General features: G+C 63.4%; 24 protein-coding genes. 23 read left to right on the top strand and 1 reads right to left on the bottom strand.

Translation table 11 applies throughout. The annotated features are described in order from the left end of the window. Positions 1-168: 168 nt before the first annotated feature. Positions 169-1,065 (bottom strand): hypothetical protein, encoded by an 897-nt coding sequence (locus AC5YGJ_RS09700; protein ID WP_496186400.1) that lies wholly within the window; start codon positions 1,063-1,065, stop codon positions 169-171. Between the two features lie 124 nt (positions 1,066-1,189). On the opposite strand from AC5YGJ_RS09700, the gene AC5YGJ_RS09695 reads away from it, so the two are divergent. The 23 genes from AC5YGJ_RS09695 (at position 1,190) to AC5YGJ_RS09585 (ending at position 20,174) form a co-directional block, all read left to right on the top strand. Beyond that, complete coding sequence (locus AC5YGJ_RS09695; RefSeq protein ID WP_496186399.1) at positions 1,190-1,678, top strand: glycoside hydrolase family 24 protein; 489 nt, start codon at positions 1,190-1,192, stop codon at positions 1,676-1,678. Next, positions 1,675-1,989, top strand: a complete 315-nt coding sequence (locus tag AC5YGJ_RS09690) for a hypothetical protein (protein ID WP_032129818.1) — start codon at positions 1,675-1,677, stop codon at positions 1,987-1,989. The genes AC5YGJ_RS09695 and AC5YGJ_RS09690 overlap by 4 nt, the downstream gene beginning before the upstream one ends. Next, positions 1,986-2,462, top strand: coding sequence for a lysis system spanin subunit (locus tag AC5YGJ_RS09685; RefSeq protein WP_496186398.1), 477 nt, complete (start codon positions 1,986-1,988; stop codon positions 2,460-2,462). The genes AC5YGJ_RS09690 and AC5YGJ_RS09685 overlap by 4 nt, the downstream gene beginning before the upstream one ends. A gap of 175 nt (positions 2,463-2,637) precedes the next feature. Next, positions 2,638-2,802: a hypothetical protein gene (locus AC5YGJ_RS09680; RefSeq protein ID WP_496186397.1), complete on the top strand. Its 165-nt coding sequence runs from the start codon at positions 2,638-2,640 to the stop codon at positions 2,800-2,802. A gap of 162 nt (positions 2,803-2,964) precedes the next feature. After that, on the top strand, positions 2,965-3,228 hold the full coding sequence (locus AC5YGJ_RS09675; protein ID WP_496186396.1) for a hypothetical protein: 264 nt from the start codon (positions 2,965-2,967) through the stop codon (positions 3,226-3,228). Next, a complete protein-coding gene (locus AC5YGJ_RS09670; RefSeq protein ID WP_496186395.1) occupies positions 3,228-3,560 on the top strand; it encodes an HNH endonuclease signature motif containing protein in 333 nt (110 codons plus the stop codon). Before AC5YGJ_RS09675 ends, AC5YGJ_RS09670 begins: the two co-directional genes overlap by 1 nt. Before the next feature lie 159 nt (positions 3,561-3,719). Then, the gene (locus AC5YGJ_RS09665; protein WP_496186394.1) at positions 3,720-4,133 is read left to right on the top strand and encodes a hypothetical protein; all 414 of its coding nucleotides are present in this window, start codon (positions 3,720-3,722) and stop codon (positions 4,131-4,133) included. Between the two features lies 1 nt (position 4,134). Further along, a complete protein-coding gene (locus AC5YGJ_RS09660) occupies positions 4,135-5,832 on the top strand; it encodes a terminase large subunit (protein ID WP_496186393.1) in 1,698 nt (565 codons plus the stop codon). A gap of 8 nt (positions 5,833-5,840) precedes the next feature. Continuing rightward, entirely contained in the window at positions 5,841-7,115 is a 1,275-nt protein-coding gene (locus tag AC5YGJ_RS09655) for a phage portal protein (RefSeq protein WP_496186392.1), read from the top strand. Next, positions 7,093-7,935 carry a head maturation protease, ClpP-related gene (locus AC5YGJ_RS09650; RefSeq protein WP_496186391.1) on the top strand — a complete coding sequence of 281 codons (843 nt, stop codon included), beginning with the start codon at positions 7,093-7,095 and terminating at the stop codon, positions 7,933-7,935. The genes AC5YGJ_RS09655 and AC5YGJ_RS09650 overlap by 23 nt, the downstream gene beginning before the upstream one ends. An 11-nt stretch (positions 7,936-7,946) precedes the next feature. Beyond that, a complete protein-coding gene (locus AC5YGJ_RS09645) occupies positions 7,947-9,197 on the top strand; it encodes a phage major capsid protein (RefSeq protein WP_496186390.1) in 1,251 nt (416 codons plus the stop codon). A gap of 61 nt (positions 9,198-9,258) precedes the next feature. Beyond that, positions 9,259-9,729, top strand: a complete 471-nt coding sequence (locus AC5YGJ_RS09640; protein ID WP_496186389.1) for a hypothetical protein — start codon at positions 9,259-9,261, stop codon at positions 9,727-9,729. A 1-nt stretch (position 9,730) separates the two neighbouring features. After that, entirely contained in the window at positions 9,731-10,210 is a 480-nt protein-coding gene (locus AC5YGJ_RS09635) for a head-tail connector protein (RefSeq protein WP_409460991.1), read from the top strand. After that, the gene (locus AC5YGJ_RS09630; protein ID WP_496186388.1) at positions 10,207-10,542 is read left to right on the top strand and encodes a phage head closure protein; all 336 of its coding nucleotides are present in this window, start codon (positions 10,207-10,209) and stop codon (positions 10,540-10,542) included. Before AC5YGJ_RS09635 ends, AC5YGJ_RS09630 begins: the two co-directional genes overlap by 4 nt. Beyond that, positions 10,535-11,038 carry an HK97-gp10 family putative phage morphogenesis protein gene (locus tag AC5YGJ_RS09625; RefSeq protein ID WP_496186387.1) on the top strand — a complete coding sequence of 168 codons (504 nt, stop codon included), beginning with the start codon at positions 10,535-10,537 and terminating at the stop codon, positions 11,036-11,038. The genes AC5YGJ_RS09630 and AC5YGJ_RS09625 overlap by 8 nt, the downstream gene beginning before the upstream one ends. Beyond that, entirely contained in the window at positions 11,035-11,397 is a 363-nt protein-coding gene (gp17, locus tag AC5YGJ_RS09620) for a tail completion protein gp17 (protein WP_496186386.1), read from the top strand. Before AC5YGJ_RS09625 ends, gp17 begins: the two co-directional genes overlap by 4 nt. Before the next feature lie 78 nt (positions 11,398-11,475). Further along, complete coding sequence (locus AC5YGJ_RS09615; RefSeq protein ID WP_496186385.1) at positions 11,476-11,949, top strand: phage tail tube protein; 474 nt, start codon at positions 11,476-11,478, stop codon at positions 11,947-11,949. 125 nt (positions 11,950-12,074) lie between these two features. Beyond that, positions 12,075-12,449 (top strand): hypothetical protein, encoded by a 375-nt coding sequence (locus tag AC5YGJ_RS09610; protein WP_496186384.1) that lies wholly within the window; start codon positions 12,075-12,077, stop codon positions 12,447-12,449. A gap of 77 nt (positions 12,450-12,526) precedes the next feature. Continuing rightward, positions 12,527-12,742 carry a hypothetical protein gene (locus tag AC5YGJ_RS09605; protein WP_496186383.1) on the top strand — a complete coding sequence of 72 codons (216 nt, stop codon included), beginning with the start codon at positions 12,527-12,529 and terminating at the stop codon, positions 12,740-12,742. Positions 12,743-12,744: 2 nt separating this feature from the next. After that, entirely contained in the window at positions 12,745-14,712 is a 1,968-nt protein-coding gene (locus AC5YGJ_RS09600) for an SPRY domain-containing protein (protein ID WP_496186382.1), read from the top strand. Positions 14,713-14,716: 4 nt separating this feature from the next. Beyond that, the gene (locus tag AC5YGJ_RS09595) at positions 14,717-15,478 is read left to right on the top strand and encodes a hypothetical protein (RefSeq protein WP_496186381.1); all 762 of its coding nucleotides are present in this window, start codon (positions 14,717-14,719) and stop codon (positions 15,476-15,478) included. Between the two features lie 138 nt (positions 15,479-15,616). Continuing rightward, positions 15,617-16,312: a hypothetical protein gene (locus AC5YGJ_RS09590; RefSeq protein ID WP_496186380.1), complete on the top strand. Its 696-nt coding sequence runs from the start codon at positions 15,617-15,619 to the stop codon at positions 16,310-16,312. A 70-nt stretch (positions 16,313-16,382) separates the two neighbouring features. Further along, positions 16,383-20,174, top strand: a complete 3,792-nt coding sequence (locus AC5YGJ_RS09585) for a phage tail protein (RefSeq protein WP_496186379.1) — start codon at positions 16,383-16,385, stop codon at positions 20,172-20,174. Positions 20,175-20,188 lie beyond the last annotated feature (14 nt).

The following is a 20,188-nucleotide window of genomic DNA, read 5'->3' as shown; positions in this document are numbered from 1 at the left end:
AGGCGATTGAGGACATCGTGCGAAGTATCGCCATAGACAATGTCGCTATAGTCTGCGCGCTTCGCGGCTACCACTGTGGAAAAGGGCGAAAGAAGGTAGAGCGTTTCGAAATTGCGAACTTGCTCATGGCGAACTGTGGTGTTGCACCTGTGTCAGCGCGTCAGTACTTCATTCTTGTGGAGCTCGGCCATCAGAGAGTGCGAGGTCGCCTTGAGGGCTTGGCACTTGCCGCGTAGTTCTCTGTTCGATTTTCTTTAGAACGTTGCTTAGTGTAACTCCGAGCTCTTGAGCCCGGTCTATGTACTCTTCAACGTCATCTGGCTTTGGCGCAAAGTTCTGTGCATTGGCGACTTCATTACGAAGCTTGACTAGGTCGTGGTAACGATCAAAGACATCTGAATCAATGTGCTCGTTCCGGTAGAGGCTTCTCATAACCCCTCGCGGTGAGTAGGGAGTGGTTGCGCGTGGAAAAACGGCTTCTTCGAGCTCCAAGCACAAGCCGATGTCCCTAAGAATGCCATCGACGGCTCGCCAAGCGAGGAGAACCGCTGCGCTGGGAGAATTCGATGCAACCAGTCGAGCCTCCCTGAAGTCGCGTCTGGCCAGGGGCGAAAGCGAATCAAGCGCGCTCGAATCCCTCGCGCGGCGGCGAAGGAACGTGCGCTCAAGCAGCGATTCGGTAGCACGCCGCAGTTCCAAATCAATGTCCGGTGATAGGTCTGGGGGGCGGACTGAACTCTCCGCGTCCTCCCCGTTGCTTTTTGCCTGTTCAGCGTGTGCCGCTTCGACCGTGTCTGCATTGGATTCGTCGGCAGGCGACGGCTCGACCGTATCAAGAGGCTCCATCGTTTGCATCTGATGCGCGAACGACGCCTCGAAGCCTCCCGCTTTGATTGCAGCGATCTTCGAAAGAAGCAATACGATGTCCTTTCGGAAGAGCCACATGCCTGTCATGACGGTCGCTGGCCAAGCCAAAGAGCCTAGCGCTGACTTCAAAAAGTCCAGCAAAACCGTGATGCCCGATAGCAGTGAGGTCATCACTGACCATGCGTTCTCTGAATCCATGTGCCCCCCATGTATTTCGGAATTATTGCCTATTGACAGGTGTACACCTATAGCGGCATTCTTAGGGCACGATGACATAGAAGCCCCTGGCGAAAGCCAGGGGCTTTTCTTTTACGGAGACGTCATGGCGCAAATCACTCCCCAACAGGCTGGCGGCGTGAACGTCGTGGCCTTCCTCGACATGCTGGCATGGTCCGAAGGCACGGATAACGGCAAGCAGGCCACCAAGGACAGCGGCTATGACGTGATCGTCGGTGGCCAGTTGTTCAAGAGCTATGCGGACCATCCGCGTGTGCTGGTGGACCTGCCCAAGCTCGGGATCCAGTCCACCGCCGCCGGCCGCTACCAGCTGCTGCGCCGCTACTTCGACGCGTACAAGAAGACGCTGGGCCTGAAGGACTTCTCGCCGCTGAGCCAGGACCTGATTGCGCTGCAGCAGATCCGAGAGCGCCGCGCGCTACCGCTGATCCAGGCAGGCAAGATCGAGGAGGCTATCAAGGCCGTCAGCAAGATCTGGGCGAGCCTGCCCGGCGCGGGCTACGGCCAGCACGAACAGAAGCTTGCCGACCAGTTGGCCGTGTACCGCAAGGCCGGCGGGACGGTGGCGCCATGATCGGGGTCGACGTGGACTGGCAGGCCATTGGCACGGCGGTTGGCGGCCTGATGGTAGGTGCCGGCGGTGTAGCGCTGTGGTGGCGCAAACAGTTCGTAGAGACAGCCAGGGAAGGGGCCGAGGTCAACGTGATCCAGCTGATGCGCGAGGAAGTGACCCGGCTGGGCGAACGGGTTGGCCGCATGGAAGCCAGGGAGCTTCGGCTCATTCGCCACATCTACCGCCTCGAAGGGCTGATGCGTGCGGCGGGGTTGGAGCCACCGCCGTTCGATCCGGACAGCGACACGATCAGGGCAGGAGGATCGGAGTGAACCGCTTAGTCATCGCAGGCGCCGCTTTCGTCCTGTGGTCCGGTGCCATGGTCGGCGTTGGCTGGGCCTGGCGCGATGATCGCGCTGAGGGCGCCGAAGCTCGTCAGCAGGCCAGCACCAGATCCGCTCAGGTGCAGCAGGTCAACCGGACCCGTGCCATCGAGCACGCCCAGGCCGAGACACTGGCCACCATTGGAGCAAAGCATGAAGAAGACCGCACTGCGGCCGCGACCCTCCCTGCTGCTGTTGTGGCTGACCTGCGCGCTGGTCGTCTCCAGCTGCGCGACGACCTCGCCACCTGCAGCACCAGCCTCCTGTCCCAAGCCGTCGCCGGCGCCGTCGAACGTGATGCGCACGCCGAACTACGAGCAGAGGTTGCGGGAGCTGCTGTTCAAATCGGCCGCGACGCCGACGACCACGTCCACGCCAGCCAAGCAGTAATCGCGGCCGACCGGCAAACGGTGACGGAATGAACCGCCGGATGCTGGCCCTTGGCCGCCTGAAGACCGGGGAGATGAACAGGACAGAGGCAGCGTATGCCGAGCACCTGCGCGCGCTGCAGGCCGTGGGTAAGGTCCTATGGCACCGGTTCGAGGGCATGAAGCTGCGCCTGGCGGACAACACGTCTACACCCCGGACTTTGCAGTCATGGCTGCCGACGGCGTCATGGAGTGCCACGAGGTGAAAGGGCACTGGCAGGACGATGCCAGGGCCAAGATCAAGATTGCCGCAGCCATGTACCCATTCCGCTTCATTGCGGTGAAGGCCAAGCCGAAACGGGATGGCGGCGGCTGGGCAGTGGAGGAATTCTGATGACTGCGACAGTGCGGGCGTCGATACGCATGCGGTGGTGGCTTCGGTGGTATCTGGCTGCGGTGGTGTGGTTTGCCCAGGCCACGGGCATGGAACCGGACTGGGAGCGGGTCGAATGGTGGAAACGCCGCGGCCTGGTGCTGCGAACGACGAGGGTAGGTGATGGACGCTGCACGGATTGAAGAGGTGGCGCGCGCTGCTGCTGTCGCTGCCCTGGCGGCGCTGATTGAGGGCAGCACCGACAGTCGCATCGACCGACTGGTCGGGATCATCGAACAGCAGGGCAAGCAGATCGCCGAGCTGGCCATGCATGTGGGCCTGCTGGTGCAGGCGGTGGCGCAGCTGCTGGGCGAGGAGGCCGGTGCACCTGTGCAGGACGAAGGTGCCGAGCCGGAGCGAGTCGACATGGACGGGAAGCCCTACTGATGGCGCGCCTTCGCACGGTCCCTCCGCGCGTCGGCGGGATATCTCCACGGCTCAAGAGTGTGACGCCAGGAAGCTGGCGTGGCACGGAGACGAGTAGCACCAAGCGTGGCTACGGATACCGGTGGCAAAAATATCGAGCGCGCTTTCTTGAGGCGCATCCACTGTGCGTTATGTGTGGGGCGCTGGGCCTGGTAGTGGCGGCGTCGGTCGTAGATCACATCACGCCGCATCGGGGTGATCACCGCCTGTTCTGGAATCCGAAGAACCATCAGCCGCTCTGCAAGCCCTGCCACGACAGCGCCAAGCAGAGGCTTGAGCGCTCCATTTCATGAGCGTGAAACCAGCCTGACCAAGAGACAGTCGGCCAGTGTTCCACAGACTCGCGGCGCCAGCGTACGGAGGGGGTGTCAAAAGTATGGAGCCGATTCGGACCTAGACCGCGCACCCTCCCACGCACGGAAAAAATTCCCCTCAGGAAAGGAAATCAGCAAATGGCAGGCGTCAAAGGCAAGAGCGGCGGCCCGCGCAAGAACGCAGGCGGCGCAAGGCCTGGCGCCGGTCGAAAGCCCAAGCAACCGGTTCCGGTTCCCGCGAAGGAATCAGCAAATACCAAGGCCTCGGCGGTGAAGGTCTCTCTGGAAGCCCAACCCGGTGGTGGCGCTCTCAAGCGCACTAAGTCAGTGCCGGTTGAGCAAGAGGACAAGGACATGCTGACCCTTCTCCAGGACATTGCGCTGGGGCGCGTGGTCGCGACTGCACTGCAGGTGAAAGCGGCCTCGGCGGCGTTGCCCTACACCCACGCCAAGAAGGGCGAGGGCGGCAAGAAGGAGGAGCGGCAGCAGAAGGCCCAGGCCGTGGCCGGTCGCTTCGCCCCGTCCGCTCCGCCCCGCCCTCGGATGAACTGAGATGGGAATCGCATACACAACTGCCTGCCTGGACTGGGTGGATCGCTTGCGTGCGGGAAAGAGCATCATCCCGCCGCCGATCTACCCAAGTCAGGCGGAAGAGGCACTGCAGGTCTTCAAGCAGCTGCGGATCGTGGATGCACCAGGTAGCCCGACCTTTGGGGAAGCCTGCGAGCCATGGGTGTTCGACTTTGTGGCGGCCATCTTTGGCGCCTACGACGCGGAGACCGGCCGACGGCTGATTCGTGAGGTGCTGATGCTGATCCCGAAGAAGAACAGCAAGTCCACGCTGGCAGCCGGGATCATGGTGACTGCCCTGATCCTGAACTGGCGTGTGTCAGCGGAGATGATCATCCTGGCGCCGACCGTGGAGATCGCCAACAACGCGTTCGCGCCGGCCAGGGACATGATCAAGGTCGATGACGACCTGTCCGAACTGTTCCACGTGCAGGACCATGTACGCACCATCACCCATCGGACGATGGGGGCCACCTTGAAGGTGGTCGCGGCCGATAGCGAAACAGTCGGTGGCAAGAAAGCCAGCTGGGTTCTGATCGATGAGGAGTGGCTGTTCGGCAAGCGTCCCAATGCCGAGGCGATGTTCCGCGAAGCGGTCGGTGGCCTGGCGTCGCGCCCGGAAGGGATCGTCATCAAGCTGACCACCCAGTCCGATGAGCCGCCGGCGGGTGTGTTCAAGCAGGACCTGCAGCGCATGCGGGACGTGCGTGATGGCAAGATCGTGGACCCTCAGTCGTTGCCGGTTCTCTATGAGCACCCACCTGAGATGGTTGCCGCTGGCGATCACCTGAAGCTGGAGAACATGCCGCTGGTCAATCCCAACTTCGGGGTGTCGGTGGACTCGGAGTTCCTGCGACGGGAATACGAGAAGGCCGAACAGGCTGGCGAGCATTCGCTAAGGGGCTTTCTGGCCAAGCATGCAAATGTCGAAGTCGGGCTCAATTTGCGCTCGGATCGCTGGGCGGGCGCCGACTTCTGGGAACAGCAAGCCCGTCCGGAGCTTGTGGCGACGCTGGATGATCTTCTGCAGCGTTGCGAGGTGATCACCACCGGGATCGATGGTGGTGGGCTGGACGATCTGCTGGGCTTGGCAGCGGTAGGGCGTGAACGGGAAACACGCAAGTGGCTGGCCTGGGTTCACGCTTGGGCGCACGAGATCGTGCTGGAGCGGCGCAAGGAAATCGTCACCAAGCTTCGTGAGTTCGAGCGGGCAGGTGACCTCACCATCGTCAAGCTGCCTGGGCAGGATGTGGATCAGGTGGCCGATGCCATCTGCCGGATCAAGCAGGCGGGACTGCTGCCTGAAGAGAACGGCATCGGAGTGGACCCGGCAGGAATCGGGGCGATTGTCGATGAGCTGACCACCGAGGCTCGAGGCATCGATCTCAAGCAGATCGTGGCCGTCTCCCAAGGCTGGAAGCTCAATGGCGCCATCAAGACGACCGAACGCGCATTGGCCGGTGGCGATCTGGTCCACGCCGGGCAACCCCTGATGGCGTGGTCGGTAGGCAATGCGAAGGTGGTTCCAGCCGGTAACGCCATCACGATTACCAAGCAGGTCAGCGGAACGGCAAAGATCGATCCGCTGATGGCGCTGTTCAACGCGGTTTCGTTGATGGCACTCAATCCCACTGCTCGCGGCACCTCCGTTTACGAGAGCCACGGCATCCGATTCCTATAAGGAACCTCATGTCTCGTTTCAATGCCGAAGATCTGGCGTCTCTGGACCGGTACTGGAACCCTCCGCCGGTCCTCGATTCGCCTGCGCCACAAGCTGCGCGGGCCCAAGCTGGCCAGTTCACTGGAATGGACGACCCGGCACTATTGGAGTTCATTCGATCGCAAGGTGGGCACGGCGGCGGTGGCTACCAGCTGCGCAATATGGCGGTACTCCGCTGCCTGTCCCTGATCTGCGGAACCATCGGCATGCTGCCCCTGAACCTGGTCGAGTCGGGCAGGAAGAAGCGGATAGCCGACGAGCATCCCGCGCATCGTCTGCTGAAGATCAAGCCGAATCCATGGCAGACGCCGCTGGAGTTCAAGCGGCAGATGGAGCTGACCCGGCAGCGGCACGGGGACGCCTACGCGCGGATCGTGTGGTCAGCAGGTCGGCCAATCCACCTGATCCCGCTGGATTCCCTAGCGGTGAGGGCTGAGCTTGGCGACGACTGGCGCATGCTCTATCGGTTCAACAGTAAGAAGCGTGGAGAGGTCATTCTCAAGCAGGAGGAAGTGCTGCACATCCGCGACCTATCCGTGGACGGTGTGACGAGCCTGTCCAGGATGAAGCTGGCAGATCGGGCTATCCGCCTGGCGCTGGATGCGGAACAGGCAGCCAGCCGGATCTTTGAGACCGGCAACATGGCCGGTGGCGCCATCGAGGTGCCCAATGCGCTTAGCGACGTGGCCTACGAGCGCATGCGCACGTCCCTCGACACCGAATATGCGGGCGCAGCCGCGGCGCAGCGCTGGATGCTGCTGGAGGAGAACGCCAAGGCCAACAAGTTCGGCAGCACCGCCCAAGAGGCCCAGCATGTCGAGAACCGGAGCGCACAGGTGGAGGAGGTGGCCAGGCTCTACGGTGTTCCCCGCCCGCTGCTGTTCCTGAGCGATACCAGCTGGGGCACCGGCATCGAGCAGCTGGGCATCTTCTTCCTGCAGTACACGATGCTGGAGCACTTCACCAACTGGGAGCAGGCGGTCGCGCGATCACTGATCGATGAGCGGGACCTGGAGCGCTACCAGCCCAAGTTCAACGTGCGGGCGCTGATGCGCGGCACGCTCAAGGATCAGGCCGACTTCTTCAAGGCCGCCCTTGGCTCGGGTGGTACAGCGCCGTTCCATACGCAGAACGAGGTCCGCGACCTGCTGGATTACCCCGAATCGGATCAGCCCGGGGCCAACGACCTGATCAACCCCATGACACAGAAGGGAAAGAGCAATGAGCCTTCGGCAGCTGCCTGAGATCTGTGCCGAGCGACGGCTCGGCGCCGCCCAGTTCGACATGCGCCCCGACGCTCTTGATCGCTGGGAGCCCGAAGTCCGCGCCGCTGGCAACGACGCGAACAGCATCTCGATCTATGACTCCATCGGCGAAAACTGGGAGGGAACCGGCGTCACCGCCAAGCGGATCAGCGCCGCCCTTCGCGCCATCGGCGAGAAAGACGTGGTGGTGAATATCAACTCGCCCGGTGGTGACTTCTTCGAAGGTGTCGCGATCTACAACCTGCTGCGCCAGCACCAGGGCAAGGTGACTGTCCAAGTCATGGGCTTGGCCGCGTCGGCGGCGTCCGTGATCGCGATGGCGGGCGACGAGATCCTGATGGGCGACGGATCGTTCCTGATGATCCACAACGCTTGGGCGGTGGCCATCGGCAATCGGCACGATATGGCCGACGCGGCAAGGCTGCTGGAGCCCTTCGACACGGCCATGGCAAAGGTCTACGCGGCCCGCTCGGGCGTCACCGAGGCCGAGGCGGCCCGGATGATGGACGAAGAGACCTGGATCGGCGCGGCTCAGGCGGTGGAGGACGGCTTTGCCGATGGCCTGCTGGACGGAGCTGCAGCCACGAAGGATGCCAAGCAGGCATCGGGTGGTCGCAAGGCTCTGGCCTTGGTCGAGGCGGCGATGGCCAAGGCAGGCCACTCCCGATCCATGCGACGCGACACCCTGAAATCGCTGTTCAACGGCAAGCCGAGCGCTGCCGGGTCCGCTACGCCGAGCGCTGGCGGCAACGAAACCTCGGCCCTGCTGCAGGGCCTTCTCGACAACATCAAAGCCTAAGAGGCCAACACATGACCAAGATGACCCACGGCCGCGTCCCGCGCGGCCTCGTTTCCGTGCACGCCGATGGCGGCAGCCAGCCCGACGTGAAAGCGCTGGTGGAGTCGCTGAACAAGGCGTTTGCCGAGTTCAAGGCCGAGCACACCAAGCAGCTGGAAGAGATCAAGAAGGGCAGCGGCGATGCACTGCAGGCCCTGAAGGTCGACAACATCAACGCCGATATCACCCGGTTGCAGGCCGCGGTCGACCAGGCCAACACCCAGATGGCCGCGTTCCAGATGGGCGGCGGCAGCGCCGGCAGCGGCGTGGCCGACGCCGAGTACACCGATTCGTTCCGTGCACACTTCCGCAAGGGTGAAGTGCAGGCGGCCCTCAACAAGGGCGCAGCGGATGAGGGCGGCTATCTGGCACCGGTCGAATGGGACCGCTCGATCACCGACCGTCTGGTCATCGTCTCGGACATGCGCCAGCTGGCCAATGTGCAGCCGTGCTCCGGGGCGGGCCTGACCAAGCTCTACAACACCGGCGGCACTTCGTCGGGCTGGGTGGGCGAAGAAGATCCCCGCCCGGAGACCGCAACAGCGAAGCTGCGTCCGCTCAGCTTCGGTTGGGGCGAGATCTACGCCAATCCGGCGGCGACCCAGCAGCTGCTGGACGATGCCGAGATTGACCTGGAGGCATGGCTGGCCGGCGAGGTCGAGCTGGAGTTCGCCAAGCAGGAGGGCGATGCGTTCTTCTCCGGCAACGGCGTCAACAAGCCGTTCGGCATCCTGACCTACGTGGACGGTGGCGCCAATGCCGCGAAGCATCCGTTCGGTGCGATCAAGGTCGTGAACAGCGGGGTGGCGGCCGGCATCAACGGTGACAGCATTCTGGATATGGTCTATGACCTGCCATCGGCATTCACCGCGGGCGCCAAGTTTGCGCTGAACCGGAAGACCCAGGGCGTCGTCCGCAAGCTGAAGGATGCGCAGGGCAACTATCTGTGGCAGCCGTCGCTGGTGGCCGGTCAGCCGTCGACCCTGGCGGGCTTCGCTGTGCAGGACGTAGCCGCGATCCCGGACGTGGCGGCCAACTCCATCGCCGCGCTTTTCGGTGACTTCAAGCAGACCTACACCGTGTACGACCGCAAGGGTGTACGCGTGCTGCGCGACCCGTACACCAACAAGCCCTACGTGATGTTCTACACCACCAAGCGCGTGGGCGGCGGTGTGCACAACCCGGAGCCGATGCGCGCCCTCAAGATCGCGGCTTCGGCCTGATCACCCACCCGTCGGGCGGCCTCGTGCCGCCCGGCATCCAACCTGTGATCGAGGAGCCGCAATGGCAAAGTTCATCAAGCCCTTCCGTGGTGTGCCGGAAGGCGAGATCTATCCCGTCCAATTCGTTGCCGGCGATGACTGCCCGCCCGAGCTGGAGGCCGGCGCACTCTCTGTCGGTGCGCTCAGCCTGATGGCCGATACACCGACCCCGTTCCTGGTGGGGTCCAGTGTCCAGCCGGAGAGCTTCGAGCTTTCCGATGGCAGTGTCCTGTCGTTGGGCGACGTGGTTGGCCGCGCACACGCAGCCTCGGGTCTGTCGGTGGGGGACTGGAATGCGCTCGAGGACAGTGCACGCGAGGCGCTGATCGCCGAAACCGTCGACAAGCTGTCTGGCGATGACGATCAGGGCCAGGTCGCTGCTGGCGATAAGCCCGCATTGATTGCGCAGCTGGAAGCCGCTGGCATCCCATTCGACAAGCGCTGGGGCGCCGAGAAGCTGGCCGCCGCACTGGCTGAAGGGAAGAAGGACTGATATGCCTATCGTCTCACTCGCACAAGCCCGCTCGCATGTGCGGGTTGAGGCGGACTACCCCGAGGAGCAGCTGCAGGAAGCTATTGCCGGCGCGCAGGATGCTGCACAGGGATACCTCAATCGACGGATCTACCAAGACGCCGCCGCGCTGGCTTTGGCAAGGAGCAGCTACACAGCTGCGATGAAGGCCGCTGCGCTTGCAAAAAGCCAGGCGCTGGCAGACGCGATGTTCATTGAGGATGGAGACGAGCGCACTGCCGCGATACGACTGGCAGGCGTTGCCCACCGCGAAGCGACGGCAGAGGCGGATGCCTGCATCCACGGCGTTGTTGCGAATCCCAGCATCTTCTCTGCCATCCTGCTGACGCTCGGTCATCTCTACGCGAACCGCACGGACGTGATTGTAGGTGCTCAGGCGGTAGAGCTTCCCAACGGCGCCAAGAGTCTTCTGCGTCCATACCGAAGGGTGATGATGCCATGACGCTTCTAGATGGCGACCTGCAGCACCGTATCCGATTCGAGCGCAAAGCAGATGGGCGCGACCCTCTGGGCGGCCCAGGTAAGCCGGGGTGGGTCGAGGTTGTGAGCGTGTGGGCCAAGACCACCAACAATCTTGCGGCAACGACGGAAGCGGTCGCCGCCGGTGCCGAACGCTACCGGGAGCAGGTTCGGTTCGATATCCGCCCACGTGACCTTGATCCTCAGTGGCGGATCGTGTTTCGTGGCCGCTCCTTCGATATCAAGAGCATCGCACCCAGCAACGACCGTAGCGAGATCGCGATCATTGCCGTAGCGGGGTTGAGCAATGGCTGAGCAAGTGTCAATTCAGGGTTTGGATGGCCTGTTGCGCTCGCTGCGGGAGGCCTCGAAGGCCATCCACGGGAGGGCGGTCCAGGCCGGCATGCGCAAGGGCGGCAATGTCATCCGGGACGACGCCAGGCGCCGCGCACCGAAAGAATCGGGGTTCCTGGCCTCGCAGATCGTCACCCGCCGGGCCAACGCCAGGAGCCGACAGCACGCAGCTGTAGGCCAAGGCGGTGAGTACTTCACCGTAGGCGTAAAGACGGGACGCCGCCGCAAGTACGCCAACACCAAGCGCAACCGGCGCCGTGGTCGCGTTGGGAAGCTCTACGAAGAGGCGGGCTGGGCCTACTACTGGCGGTTCGTGGAGTTCGGCACCAAGAAGATGCGGGCTTCGCCCTTTCTCACACCAGCGGGCGAGGCCAAGGGGCCGGAGGCGGCGCAGGTAATCATCAATGAGACTTGGGCGGCGCTCGATAAGCAGCTGAAGAAGGATGGCTGGAAATGATGGTTCCCCTGATCCAATCCCTGCTGGAAGACGACGCAACCATCCGGCAAGTGCTCGGCGACCCGGTCCGTCTGTTCTTGGGGAGCGCGCCTCAGAACACGCCGCTCCCCTACGCGACGTGGGAGGTGGTCAACGGCTCGCCAACCGCGATGCTGTCCGATCCGCCGCCGGCGGACGGCTGGCGGGTCCGCATGACCGTATGGGGTGGGGTCATGAGCCAAGCCAACGGCGTTGCCGTCGCTATCCGCGATGTGGTGGAGCGCGTGGGCAGCATCGAGTCGTACAACCCGACCCCCGACAGCGACGGCACGGATGCGGTAGGCATTTCATTCGACGTGCGGCTCCTGCAGCTGCGCTGATCCACACAACGGCAACCCACCGGCCCCGCAAGGGGCCTTTTTCATGCCCGGCGACGGGCGCAACGCAAGGAAAACCCTATGGGACAGGTAATCAAGTCGAAGCACTCGCAGCTGTTCGTCGCCATCGCCGCGGCCGAGGTCATCAAGGTGACCCGACTGCGTTCGGTCGGCTTCCCCGATGGCCAGGCATCGGAGATCGATATCTCCGACTACGACGACGACTGGGACCAGTTCGTCGCCGGCCGCAAGCAGACAGGCAGCACAAGCATCGAGATCATCTACGACAGCGTCGACCACGAGAAGCTGGAGGAGCTGCACGAGACCGGTGCCGTCGTGAACTGGCTGGTGACCGCGCCGCTGTCGGAAACCGAAGGCGTGGCCAAGCCGAACGCCGTCGCCGGCAAGATCACTCCGCCGGACACCGTGCTGTCCAAGCAGTTCGACGGCTTCGTGCAGAACTTCGCGGTGACCAGCCAGGACAACGACGTGTGGAAGGCGACGATCACCATCCGCGGCTCCGGCGCCGTCACCACGCACCGCCCGACGCAGTAAGGCTGCGGCAACGGCGCACACCCAGGCCCGCTACGGCGGGCCATCTCTCTGACAGGGCGCGCGGATCCTCCGCGCGTTAGCCGTGCGCGGCCCGCGCGCCCTGTCGCCATTCAAGGAAACGGCCAATGAGCAAGACCAGCGAAACCACCGAAACCCAGCCGCAGCAGCCCGTGAGCATCCTGCAGTCGTTCACCGACCTGGGCATGTTCGCGTCCAGGGACGCGCATGCCGATACGATCACCCTGCCGAACGGCGCCAAGGCACAGTTCCACGTGCGCGAGCTGCCGGATGCGGAGTTCCGCAAGCTGTGGGGCGAGGGCGACCGCGCCAAGCTGATCGCGGCAACCATCTGCGACGAAGACGGCAAGCCGGTCATGAACGTGACGCAGGCCGCCCAGCTCAAGCCTCTGGTGGCCGCTGAGCTGCAGCGCGTGGCCATGAAGCACTCCGGGTTCGGTGACGATGCCGCGCAGGCTCAGGCCGACGCGGGAAACGGCTAAGGCAGCGTGGCGAGGACTGGTTCTGGAAGGTCCTCGCCGGTCACCTGCACCGGCCGGTGTCGGACTTGCGGGCCACCATGTCGCGCCGCGAGTTCCTGGAATGGTGGGAGTTCCACAAACGGAACCCCATCGACCCCGTGAGCCTGCACATCAAGCCCGCTGCCTTCGCCGCATACATCACCGCCTCGCACAGCCAGGGCGGGAACAAGCGCTCCTTGCAGCACTACCTCGACGCCCTGGTGCCACGGTCCGATGAGGACGAGGCGCAGGACTGGTTCGACGGACTGGGATGACCATGACCGACACCTTCGGGCGGTTCGCCGCCACACCCATTGGCCCGGTACTCGCTGCGCGAGATGGCGGGCTTACCCTGGCCACCACCGGGCCCACCACGCTGGCCAGCCACGCGCGCTCCGATTTCAGCCTTGATGCCGGGACGGTGGGCGTGGAGTTCGCGGTGTGGGGCGATGACGCTGTTGGAGCCCTCGTAGGCTTCGCCACCGGCCCCGCAGCGCTGAATAATGCGCTGGGTGCGGATCTCGCCAGCATCGGCTGGGACCTCGCCGCCGGGCGCCTGCTGCAGGCTGGAGGAGCGATCGCCACTGGCCTGCCGGCGGTGACCCACGGCGACATTGTCGGGCTGCAGGTCGTGTTCTCGACCCCTCGCCAACTGCGGCTCTACCTCAACGGCGCGCAGATCCTTGCGCGTGAGCTGCAGCTGTCCGGGCCGCTCTTCTTCGCCGCGTCGCTTGCCGGCACCAAGGCTGGTGGGCTGTGCCTTGCGGTCAACGCAGGGCAGTGGGGGCCGCGCAGCGAAGCGGCAGCTGCAGGCTGGCGGTTGCCCTCTGCATCCGTCAGCCCGACCCGGCTGGCCGACGTGGACTGGCTGTCGGCGCCCGGCGACAGCCCGGCGAACGTTCGCTACGAGGGATTGGTGGCCGAGGGCGTCAACCTGATCCAAGAGCTGGCGTTCTGGCCATGGGGCGGTGATCCGGTATCCCAGGCAGCGGCCGCCGAGTGCATCGTGGTCGATGCGGATGGCCTGCTGGACGCAATGGCAGGCACTGGCGTCTCAGGCAGTTCGGTGCAGATCCTGCTTGCGCCCGAGACCGGGATGCGGGCCGACGCGATCCCGGCCTTCCGGTGCGCTATCGAGCAGATCGAGATCAACGGCGACGGCACCAAGACGCTGCACCTGCGCGATGCGCACGACTACCTGGACGAGACCATCAATCGGGGCGTGTTCCTTCCGAATGTGGCGTCACTGGCGTGGAAGCCTCAGCCGGTGGTGATTGGCGCGGTGGCAAGCATCCCGGCCATGGGCGCCAACTCGGACGCAACATCAATGTTCGTCGCTGACAGCCGGGTCTACATCAACGCTGTCTTGGACCGCGGCGACTTGATGGAGATCAACACCTACAACGAGGCCCCTGACGGGCAACAGCTGCTCCTGAAGTCGCCCCCGGTGACGCCGGTGGTGGTTGACGCATCCAGTATCGGCGCGGGCATGATGCCGGCGCGGTTGGAGCAGGCAGTGGGTGACGTGATGACTCGGCTGGGGCGGGCTGCATGGTCGGCCAGCGACTGCGCGGTTATTGACCAAGCCACGGGCTACATGGGCATTGGCTACTACGCCGGAACAGCCATCACCGGTCGCGCTGCGCTGAATGCGCTCCTGCCCAGCTATGGCGCCGGCTGCTACCAGGACCCATCTGGAGTGCTGCGCTTCGTCCGCGTGACCGCACCCGAGGCCCATGCCGGCGCGTTCGCCTTCGACCTGTCGGAGGATGATCTGGCGGCTGATCTGGTCATGGTGCCCGATGATGCTCCAAACCTGACTCGGCGCATGGCCTACCGACCCAATGGGCAGGCGCTGGGCGCATCGGACCTGGTCACCGACGTTGTCGATGTGCCCCAGCCCCGGCGCGATGAACTGACTGGCCTCTACCGAGGGCAGGTGTATGGCGCTGGTCCGCTGCACGCCCACTACCAGCGGGCAGAGGCTGCTGATCCCATAATCTCGCTCTTCTGGCACGCGGCCGACGCGCAGCAGGAGATAGAGCGCGTGCTGGGCATGTACCAGGTGCAGCGCAACTTCTACCAGCTGGCGGTGCGTGGTGATCAGGATCTGGCGCCGCTGCCGGGACAGATCGGCCGGATCACCTACGGACGATACGACCTCGAAGACGGCAAGGCGGTGCTAGTGCGCCGTGTAGAGCGCAACCCTGCCACGGGGGACGTGGTGCTGACGGTGTGGGGATGATCACGTGTTGATTGGATACGGCATGCCGGCAGTCACGACAGTGACCCTCACCGGTGGCACCTGGCTGAGTGCTGATCAGGGCTCGGCACTCTTCGACGGGAAGCCGGGCCGCGCGTCGCGGATCCGGCGCACCGGTTCACTGGCGATCACGGTCACCCTGGCCGACGCTGTCGTCCCAGGCATCATTGCGGTTCTCGGCCTCAACATCCCGCCTGGCGTGCAAGTTAGCGCCGCCGGCGCGACCGGGACCACCGTGCGCCTGCCGGGCGGAAGCGTATGCGCCTGGCTGTTCCCGCAGGCTGCGGCGTTGGTCTCGACGGTGTCGGTGGAGATCGTCACCACCGCCACCAACGTGGACGTGGGTGAGATTGCGATCTTCCGGGCAGTTGACGTTGGTATCAAGGACGGCTGGGCCGTGACAATGATCGACGCCAGTGTCCATGCTCGGACAAAGGGTAGCCAGGTCAATACGGTTCCCGGCGCACTGTACCGACGCCTGAACTGCACGCTGTCCGGCCGATCCACACCGGTCGTGCGCGGGAACGGCCTCGGTGGCATGGACTGGGAGATGATCGGGGCCGCACTCTCTGGCCGTCGGCGCTCCTGTGTCGTGCCCCAGTACCGGGATATGGTGACCAAGGCGTTCGATCCAGCATTAGCGGCGCGGTCCGCCCTCTACGGCTTCCCGGCCCAGCTGCCGTCGGCGGAGAACATCAGCCGGCAGTACTTCACCGGATACATGGAGTTTGAAGAAATCCCTGCATGATGCTGGAATGGCAGAATCGCCTATCAAGGAAGATCCATGAGGACATATCGCCTTTGCTTCCTACTTGCGTGCGCGCTCGCGCAAGCGGTTCCTCTGAAAGCGCAAGAGAGTCAATTTCAGCCTGTCTGGAAGCGTGCTTTGGAGGAAGCAGCAAGTCCTGCACCCTATTCAGGGAAGTACTGCGACTACTCACAGTTCGATGGCTTGGAATTCACCTTCTCTAGCGATGAGGTCTATCGCAAGTATGGTTTCCAGAGCTTCTCAAAGACTGTGGATGGTTTTGAGAGTCTTCCGTTTGAGGAATACTCGGGAAAGAAGGGGAAGATCGGTCGGGAGGCAGGGGCATACGCCAGGGAGGTCCTTGTTGAGGACTGCTCTGCCGCTTATCTGCGTAGCACTGGGGAAATCGAGGCAGAGGACGCGAAGGCATATGGTGTCGACTTTGCCCAGGCGCCAGCAACGAGCTGGATAGTGGCTAGTGAAAAGGACCGCATGACGGACGCTGTGTCGTGCCATGTCACGCCTAAAACCGATCGCATGCCCTATCCGATGTTCTTCTACCACTCCATACAGGGGTTCTCAGTCGAAGTGGTAGGCGGCAACTTTCCTGGCAAGAGAACAACATTCAGAGTGGACAAGAATCGTGCAATCTCCGAGGTTGATGGCCTGACACAGCAGAGGGCCCAGGCTCTCGTTGCACAAATTAGGTCTGGAGGGCATGTCTTGCTTGTTGGTGCTTACGAGTGGCCGCATGAATCAGAGGTGATTCGAGAGTTCAATCTTTCAGGGCTGGCCGAGAAGTTGGATAGCTGCAAGGCAGCCGTCGCCCGCTAGCGCTTACGGCTGTCGGTGAAATGCATGTTTATGAAGCCCGCCCAGAGCGGGCTTTTTTTATGGGGAATCCATGAGCCTTTACACTCTCACTGTTGATCTTCTGCTCAAGACCGGATCGTTCGAGCGCGATGGCGGAAAGACAGCCCGCCAGTTTGAGCAGCGGATGCAGAGCATGCAGGCGTCCGCCCGGCGTGCAGGTACGGCGACCGGTTTGGCGATATCGGCTGGTGTCACGGCTGGTGCGGCCGCCATGGTTCAGTGGACGCGACAGGTTGCCGATCTTGGCGTGGAGTACGACAAGCTCGGAAAGCTATCGGGGACCACCTCGGAACAGTTTCAACGTATGGCGGCCGGTGCCAACGCTGTCGGGATGAGCCACGAGAAGTTGGCAGATATCTTCAAGGATGTTCAGGACAAGATTGGCGACTATGTCCAGACCGGCGGCGGTGCTCTGGCGGATTTCTTCGACAACATCGCCAAGCGTACTGGTGTTACCGCCGAGCAAATGCGAAAGCTGTCGGGTCCGGATGCGTTGGGCCTCTACTTCAAAAGCCTGGAGAGGGCGAACCTGTCGCAGACAGAGTTGACCTTCTACATGGAGGCCATCGCCAACGATGCATCGGCGCTGATTCCGTTGTTGCGCAATAACAGCGCCGGATTCCAGCAATGGGGTAACGCCGCGCAAGCGGCGGGAGCCATCATCGATGGAAAAACCAACAAGGCAACCGAGCGTCTTCGCCAAGTCACACTTGAGGCAGATCTGGCGTTCAAGGGCCTGAAGGTAAGCGTAGCTGAGGAAATCATTCCGGCGCTGTCGGACTTCTCTGAACTCTTGAATGACCCTGATTTCCGGCAGGGATTCGGGGTAATCGTCCAGGGTTTGGCCACAGTCACGACCAAGGCAGCAGAAGCTGCGTCGATGATTGGGAACCTCTCCGTTTTGGTGGCGCAGGGATTTAAGCCGGTAGGCGACAAAAGTTATGACGGCCTGATCCAGGAACGAATGCGGATTGAGGAGCAGATTGCCGGCGCAAAGAACGTCGCTGCCCGGGCCCGCGCCGGGAACGCATCATGGTGGGAAGGAGGGCTTTTCCAGAACACGAACAGCGAAGCTAACGCCAAGTCATGGGACAAGTATGTCCGTGACCGAGAAGCAGAATTGGAACGCGTTGATGCTGCTCTGAAGCGTCGACGAATGAAGGACTTGGCCGACTCCGTTGTTGTTATCGACAACGGGCAGCCGTTGCCGGAATCTGCACTGAAGCCTGACGCCGTGGGCTACCGGCCAACGGGGAACATTGACAAGGGCGCACGGGACAAGGCCGACGCGGAGGCGAAGCGGCGCGCAGATGAGATTGCCCGCTATCGCAGCCAAGCGCAGGAAGCTGCTGGGGCTATGGAGGGGCCGTTGGCCGAGGCCATGGCTAAGCACCTTGGCAACATGTCCGAGTACAACAGCCTGCTCGCCAAGGGAAACATTGCGCAAGCTGACGCCAATGTACTGATGGCTCAGAGCGCCATCGAGTACTCGAAAGTGGCGGCCGAGGTGGAGATGGCGCTGGCCAGTCCGGAATCGCTGCTGGCGACGATGGACGCAGAGGTCGCCATGCTCGGCAAGGTCGGGCGCGCGCGGGAACTGTCGCGCCGGCAGATGATGAACGAGCGCGACATGCGGCAGGAGCTTCAGAGGGCCGTGGAGGCGGCGGGCAGCAAGGAGGAGCTGGCCAGGAGGAAGGGGGTTGCCTCCTACGAGGCATACGAGCAGTCCATGCTTGCAGCGGCCAGTGCCGCGGCTGATCTGTCGCTACACGTCGAGGAGGCTGCTGCCAACGTTGAGGCTTGGGCAGGCGTGGTCGTCAACGGCGTGGGCGACGCTGCCGATGCATTGGCCGACTTTGCCGCTAGCGGCCTGCGCGACTTCGACAACCTGTGGGATGACCTGGCGGACACAGCTAAGCGCGCCTTGCGGGACCTGACCCGCGAGTTCCTGCAGCAGAAGTTGGTAATCCCCATCCAGACGCAGATTCTGAATTCGGCCAACGGACAGGGTGGTGGCCTGAACCTGCAGAGTTTGATGGGCCTGTTCGGCGGCAACGGCTCGGCGGCCGGTGGGCAGAACGTGAGCACCGTTGCCGGTCTGCTTTCCAAGGGCCAGGGCCTGTTCGGTTTTGGCCGCTCGGCCGGCGCTGCGGCGGGAACCCTGACCGGCTTCGGCGACGTGACGAGCATGGCCGGCATGACCGGCTCCAGCTTCTCCGGTCTGATCGGTGGTGGGGGTGCAGGAGCGGGGGCTGGGGCAGCAGGTGCTGCAAGCTCGGCCGCAGCGGCGGTGCCGATCATCGGCTGGATCGTGGCCGGCATGATGAAGAACGCCCAGCTGTTCGACCAGGGCTGGAACATCGCCAACGGTGAGAGCTGGGCCGGCAAGATCGCCACGGCCGGCGCGGTCGGATTGGCCGACAAGGCGTTCCGTGGTCTGGGCTTCAACGACAAAGTCGCCTCTATCCTGTCCGGGTCCAGCATCCACGCCAAGCTGTTCGGCCGCCAGGCACCCAAGGTCACGGGGCAGGGCATCGTCGGCAGCTACGGCTTCGGCGGAATGGACGCGCAGAGCTACGCCGATATCAAGGCCAAGGGAGGACTGTTCCGTAGCGATAAGAAGTGGACGCAGTACGGCGCGCTGGACCCGGGGATTGATCGGACCTTCGATATGGCCGCGCGGCAGGTGCGCGGTGCTGCGACCGATCTGGCCAAGCAACTGGGCGTGGACCTTACCAAGCAGCTGGGTGCCGTCCGCGTCGATCTCGGCAAGCTCCAGTTGTCGGCCAACTCCACCGAGGCCAAGGCACAGCTGGAAGCCTACCTCGGCGACATGACCGACCGACTGTACAGCGAGGCGGTCAAGGCGGCGGGGTTTGATGGCCAGCTGGACGGCTACTTCCAGGCATCGGACGTGTTCACCGCGCTCAGTGCTTCGATTGCGCTGGCCGTTGGCAACGCCGACGAGTTGGGACGGGCGCTCAATGGACTGGAGGTCGACAAGGTCAACAAGGCGGTCGACTACTTCCAGGATCTGGCAAACGTTGCCGGCACGGACCTGGCCACGCAGATCGAGAAGGTGACCGGGCTGCTGGGGAACTACGCCAGCCTCATGGCCGACGTGAGCACGCAGCTGATGACGGCCAACTTGACGCAGTACCAGTCGCAGGCGTTGTCGATTGAGCGCACGTATCGGCAACAGGTGAAGTCGGCCAACGATTACGCCAAGGCGCTCGGCCTCTCGGGCGCGCGCGCGGAGGACTTGGCCAAGATCGAGGCACTACGCGCCACGAACATGGGCAAGCTGCAGGCGCAGATCGACAAGGACAAGAAGGCCATGCAGTACGGCCTGTCGATCAGCGATCTGTCGCCGCTGACGGACCAGGAGAAGCTAGGCGAGGCGATGAAGGAGCTGGAGCGGGCAGTGTCCGGTGGCGACACCAGCGCCGCGCAGGCGGCAGCTCAGGCCGCGCTGGGCTTCGGTCGGAACCTGTACGCCAGCGGGCAGGACTACAACAGCCTGTATGGCCGAGTCACCGCCCTCATCGATGGCATGAAGGTCGGAGATCTCAATCAGCCGGACGGAACCAGCATGGGGGCGTTGGCAGACGCCATCGAGGCGCTGCCGGACAACTTCAGCCGGGCCGTGTTCGACCTGGTTGTGAACAACGAGGCCCAGACGCAAACCACCGCCGCCGTACAGCAGGGCAACGCTCTGCTCGCCGAGCAGAACCAGCTGCTCCGCCAGCTCGTGTCTACCACTACCCAGGGCGTACGCAACGCCAGCAGTTCAGCGCTGCGCGAAGCACTCAACGCGAGGTAATCAGCAATGCAAGC

The organism is Stenotrophomonas sp. CS3K5 (assembly GCF_059515225.1).
Note: the sequence above shows the minus strand (reverse complement) of the source record. Positions and strands in the feature narration are given on the sequence as shown.

Coding starts and splice junctions, on each gene's coding strand:
- AC5YGJ_RS09700 (WP_496186400.1), bottom strand. CDS start 1,065: ATGGATTCAGAGAACGCATGGTCAGTGATGACCTCACTGCTATCGGGC.
- AC5YGJ_RS09695 (WP_496186399.1), top strand. CDS start 1,190: ATGGCGCAAATCACTCCCCAACAGGCTGGCGGCGTGAACGTCGTGGCC.
- AC5YGJ_RS09690 (WP_032129818.1), top strand. CDS start 1,675: ATGATCGGGGTCGACGTGGACTGGCAGGCCATTGGCACGGCGGTTGGC.
- AC5YGJ_RS09680 (WP_496186397.1), top strand. CDS start 2,638: ATGGCTGCCGACGGCGTCATGGAGTGCCACGAGGTGAAAGGGCACTGG.
- AC5YGJ_RS09675 (WP_496186396.1), top strand. CDS start 2,965: ATGGACGCTGCACGGATTGAAGAGGTGGCGCGCGCTGCTGCTGTCGCT.
- AC5YGJ_RS09670 (WP_496186395.1), top strand. CDS start 3,228: ATGGCGCGCCTTCGCACGGTCCCTCCGCGCGTCGGCGGGATATCTCCA.
- AC5YGJ_RS09665 (WP_496186394.1), top strand. CDS start 3,720: ATGGCAGGCGTCAAAGGCAAGAGCGGCGGCCCGCGCAAGAACGCAGGC.
- AC5YGJ_RS09660 (WP_496186393.1), top strand. CDS start 4,135: ATGGGAATCGCATACACAACTGCCTGCCTGGACTGGGTGGATCGCTTG.
- AC5YGJ_RS09655 (WP_496186392.1), top strand. CDS start 5,841: ATGTCTCGTTTCAATGCCGAAGATCTGGCGTCTCTGGACCGGTACTGG.
- AC5YGJ_RS09650 (WP_496186391.1), top strand. CDS start 7,093: ATGAGCCTTCGGCAGCTGCCTGAGATCTGTGCCGAGCGACGGCTCGGC.
- AC5YGJ_RS09645 (WP_496186390.1), top strand. CDS start 7,947: ATGACCAAGATGACCCACGGCCGCGTCCCGCGCGGCCTCGTTTCCGTG.
- AC5YGJ_RS09640 (WP_496186389.1), top strand. CDS start 9,259: ATGGCAAAGTTCATCAAGCCCTTCCGTGGTGTGCCGGAAGGCGAGATC.
- AC5YGJ_RS09635 (WP_409460991.1), top strand. CDS start 9,731: ATGCCTATCGTCTCACTCGCACAAGCCCGCTCGCATGTGCGGGTTGAG.
- AC5YGJ_RS09630 (WP_496186388.1), top strand. CDS start 10,207: ATGACGCTTCTAGATGGCGACCTGCAGCACCGTATCCGATTCGAGCGC.
- AC5YGJ_RS09625 (WP_496186387.1), top strand. CDS start 10,535: ATGGCTGAGCAAGTGTCAATTCAGGGTTTGGATGGCCTGTTGCGCTCG.
- gp17 (WP_496186386.1), top strand. CDS start 11,035: ATGATGGTTCCCCTGATCCAATCCCTGCTGGAAGACGACGCAACCATC.
- AC5YGJ_RS09615 (WP_496186385.1), top strand. CDS start 11,476: ATGGGACAGGTAATCAAGTCGAAGCACTCGCAGCTGTTCGTCGCCATC.
- AC5YGJ_RS09610 (WP_496186384.1), top strand. CDS start 12,075: ATGAGCAAGACCAGCGAAACCACCGAAACCCAGCCGCAGCAGCCCGTG.
- AC5YGJ_RS09605 (WP_496186383.1), top strand. CDS start 12,527: ATGTCGCGCCGCGAGTTCCTGGAATGGTGGGAGTTCCACAAACGGAAC.
- AC5YGJ_RS09600 (WP_496186382.1), top strand. CDS start 12,745: ATGACCGACACCTTCGGGCGGTTCGCCGCCACACCCATTGGCCCGGTA.
- AC5YGJ_RS09585 (WP_496186379.1), top strand. CDS start 16,383: ATGAGCCTTTACACTCTCACTGTTGATCTTCTGCTCAAGACCGGATCG.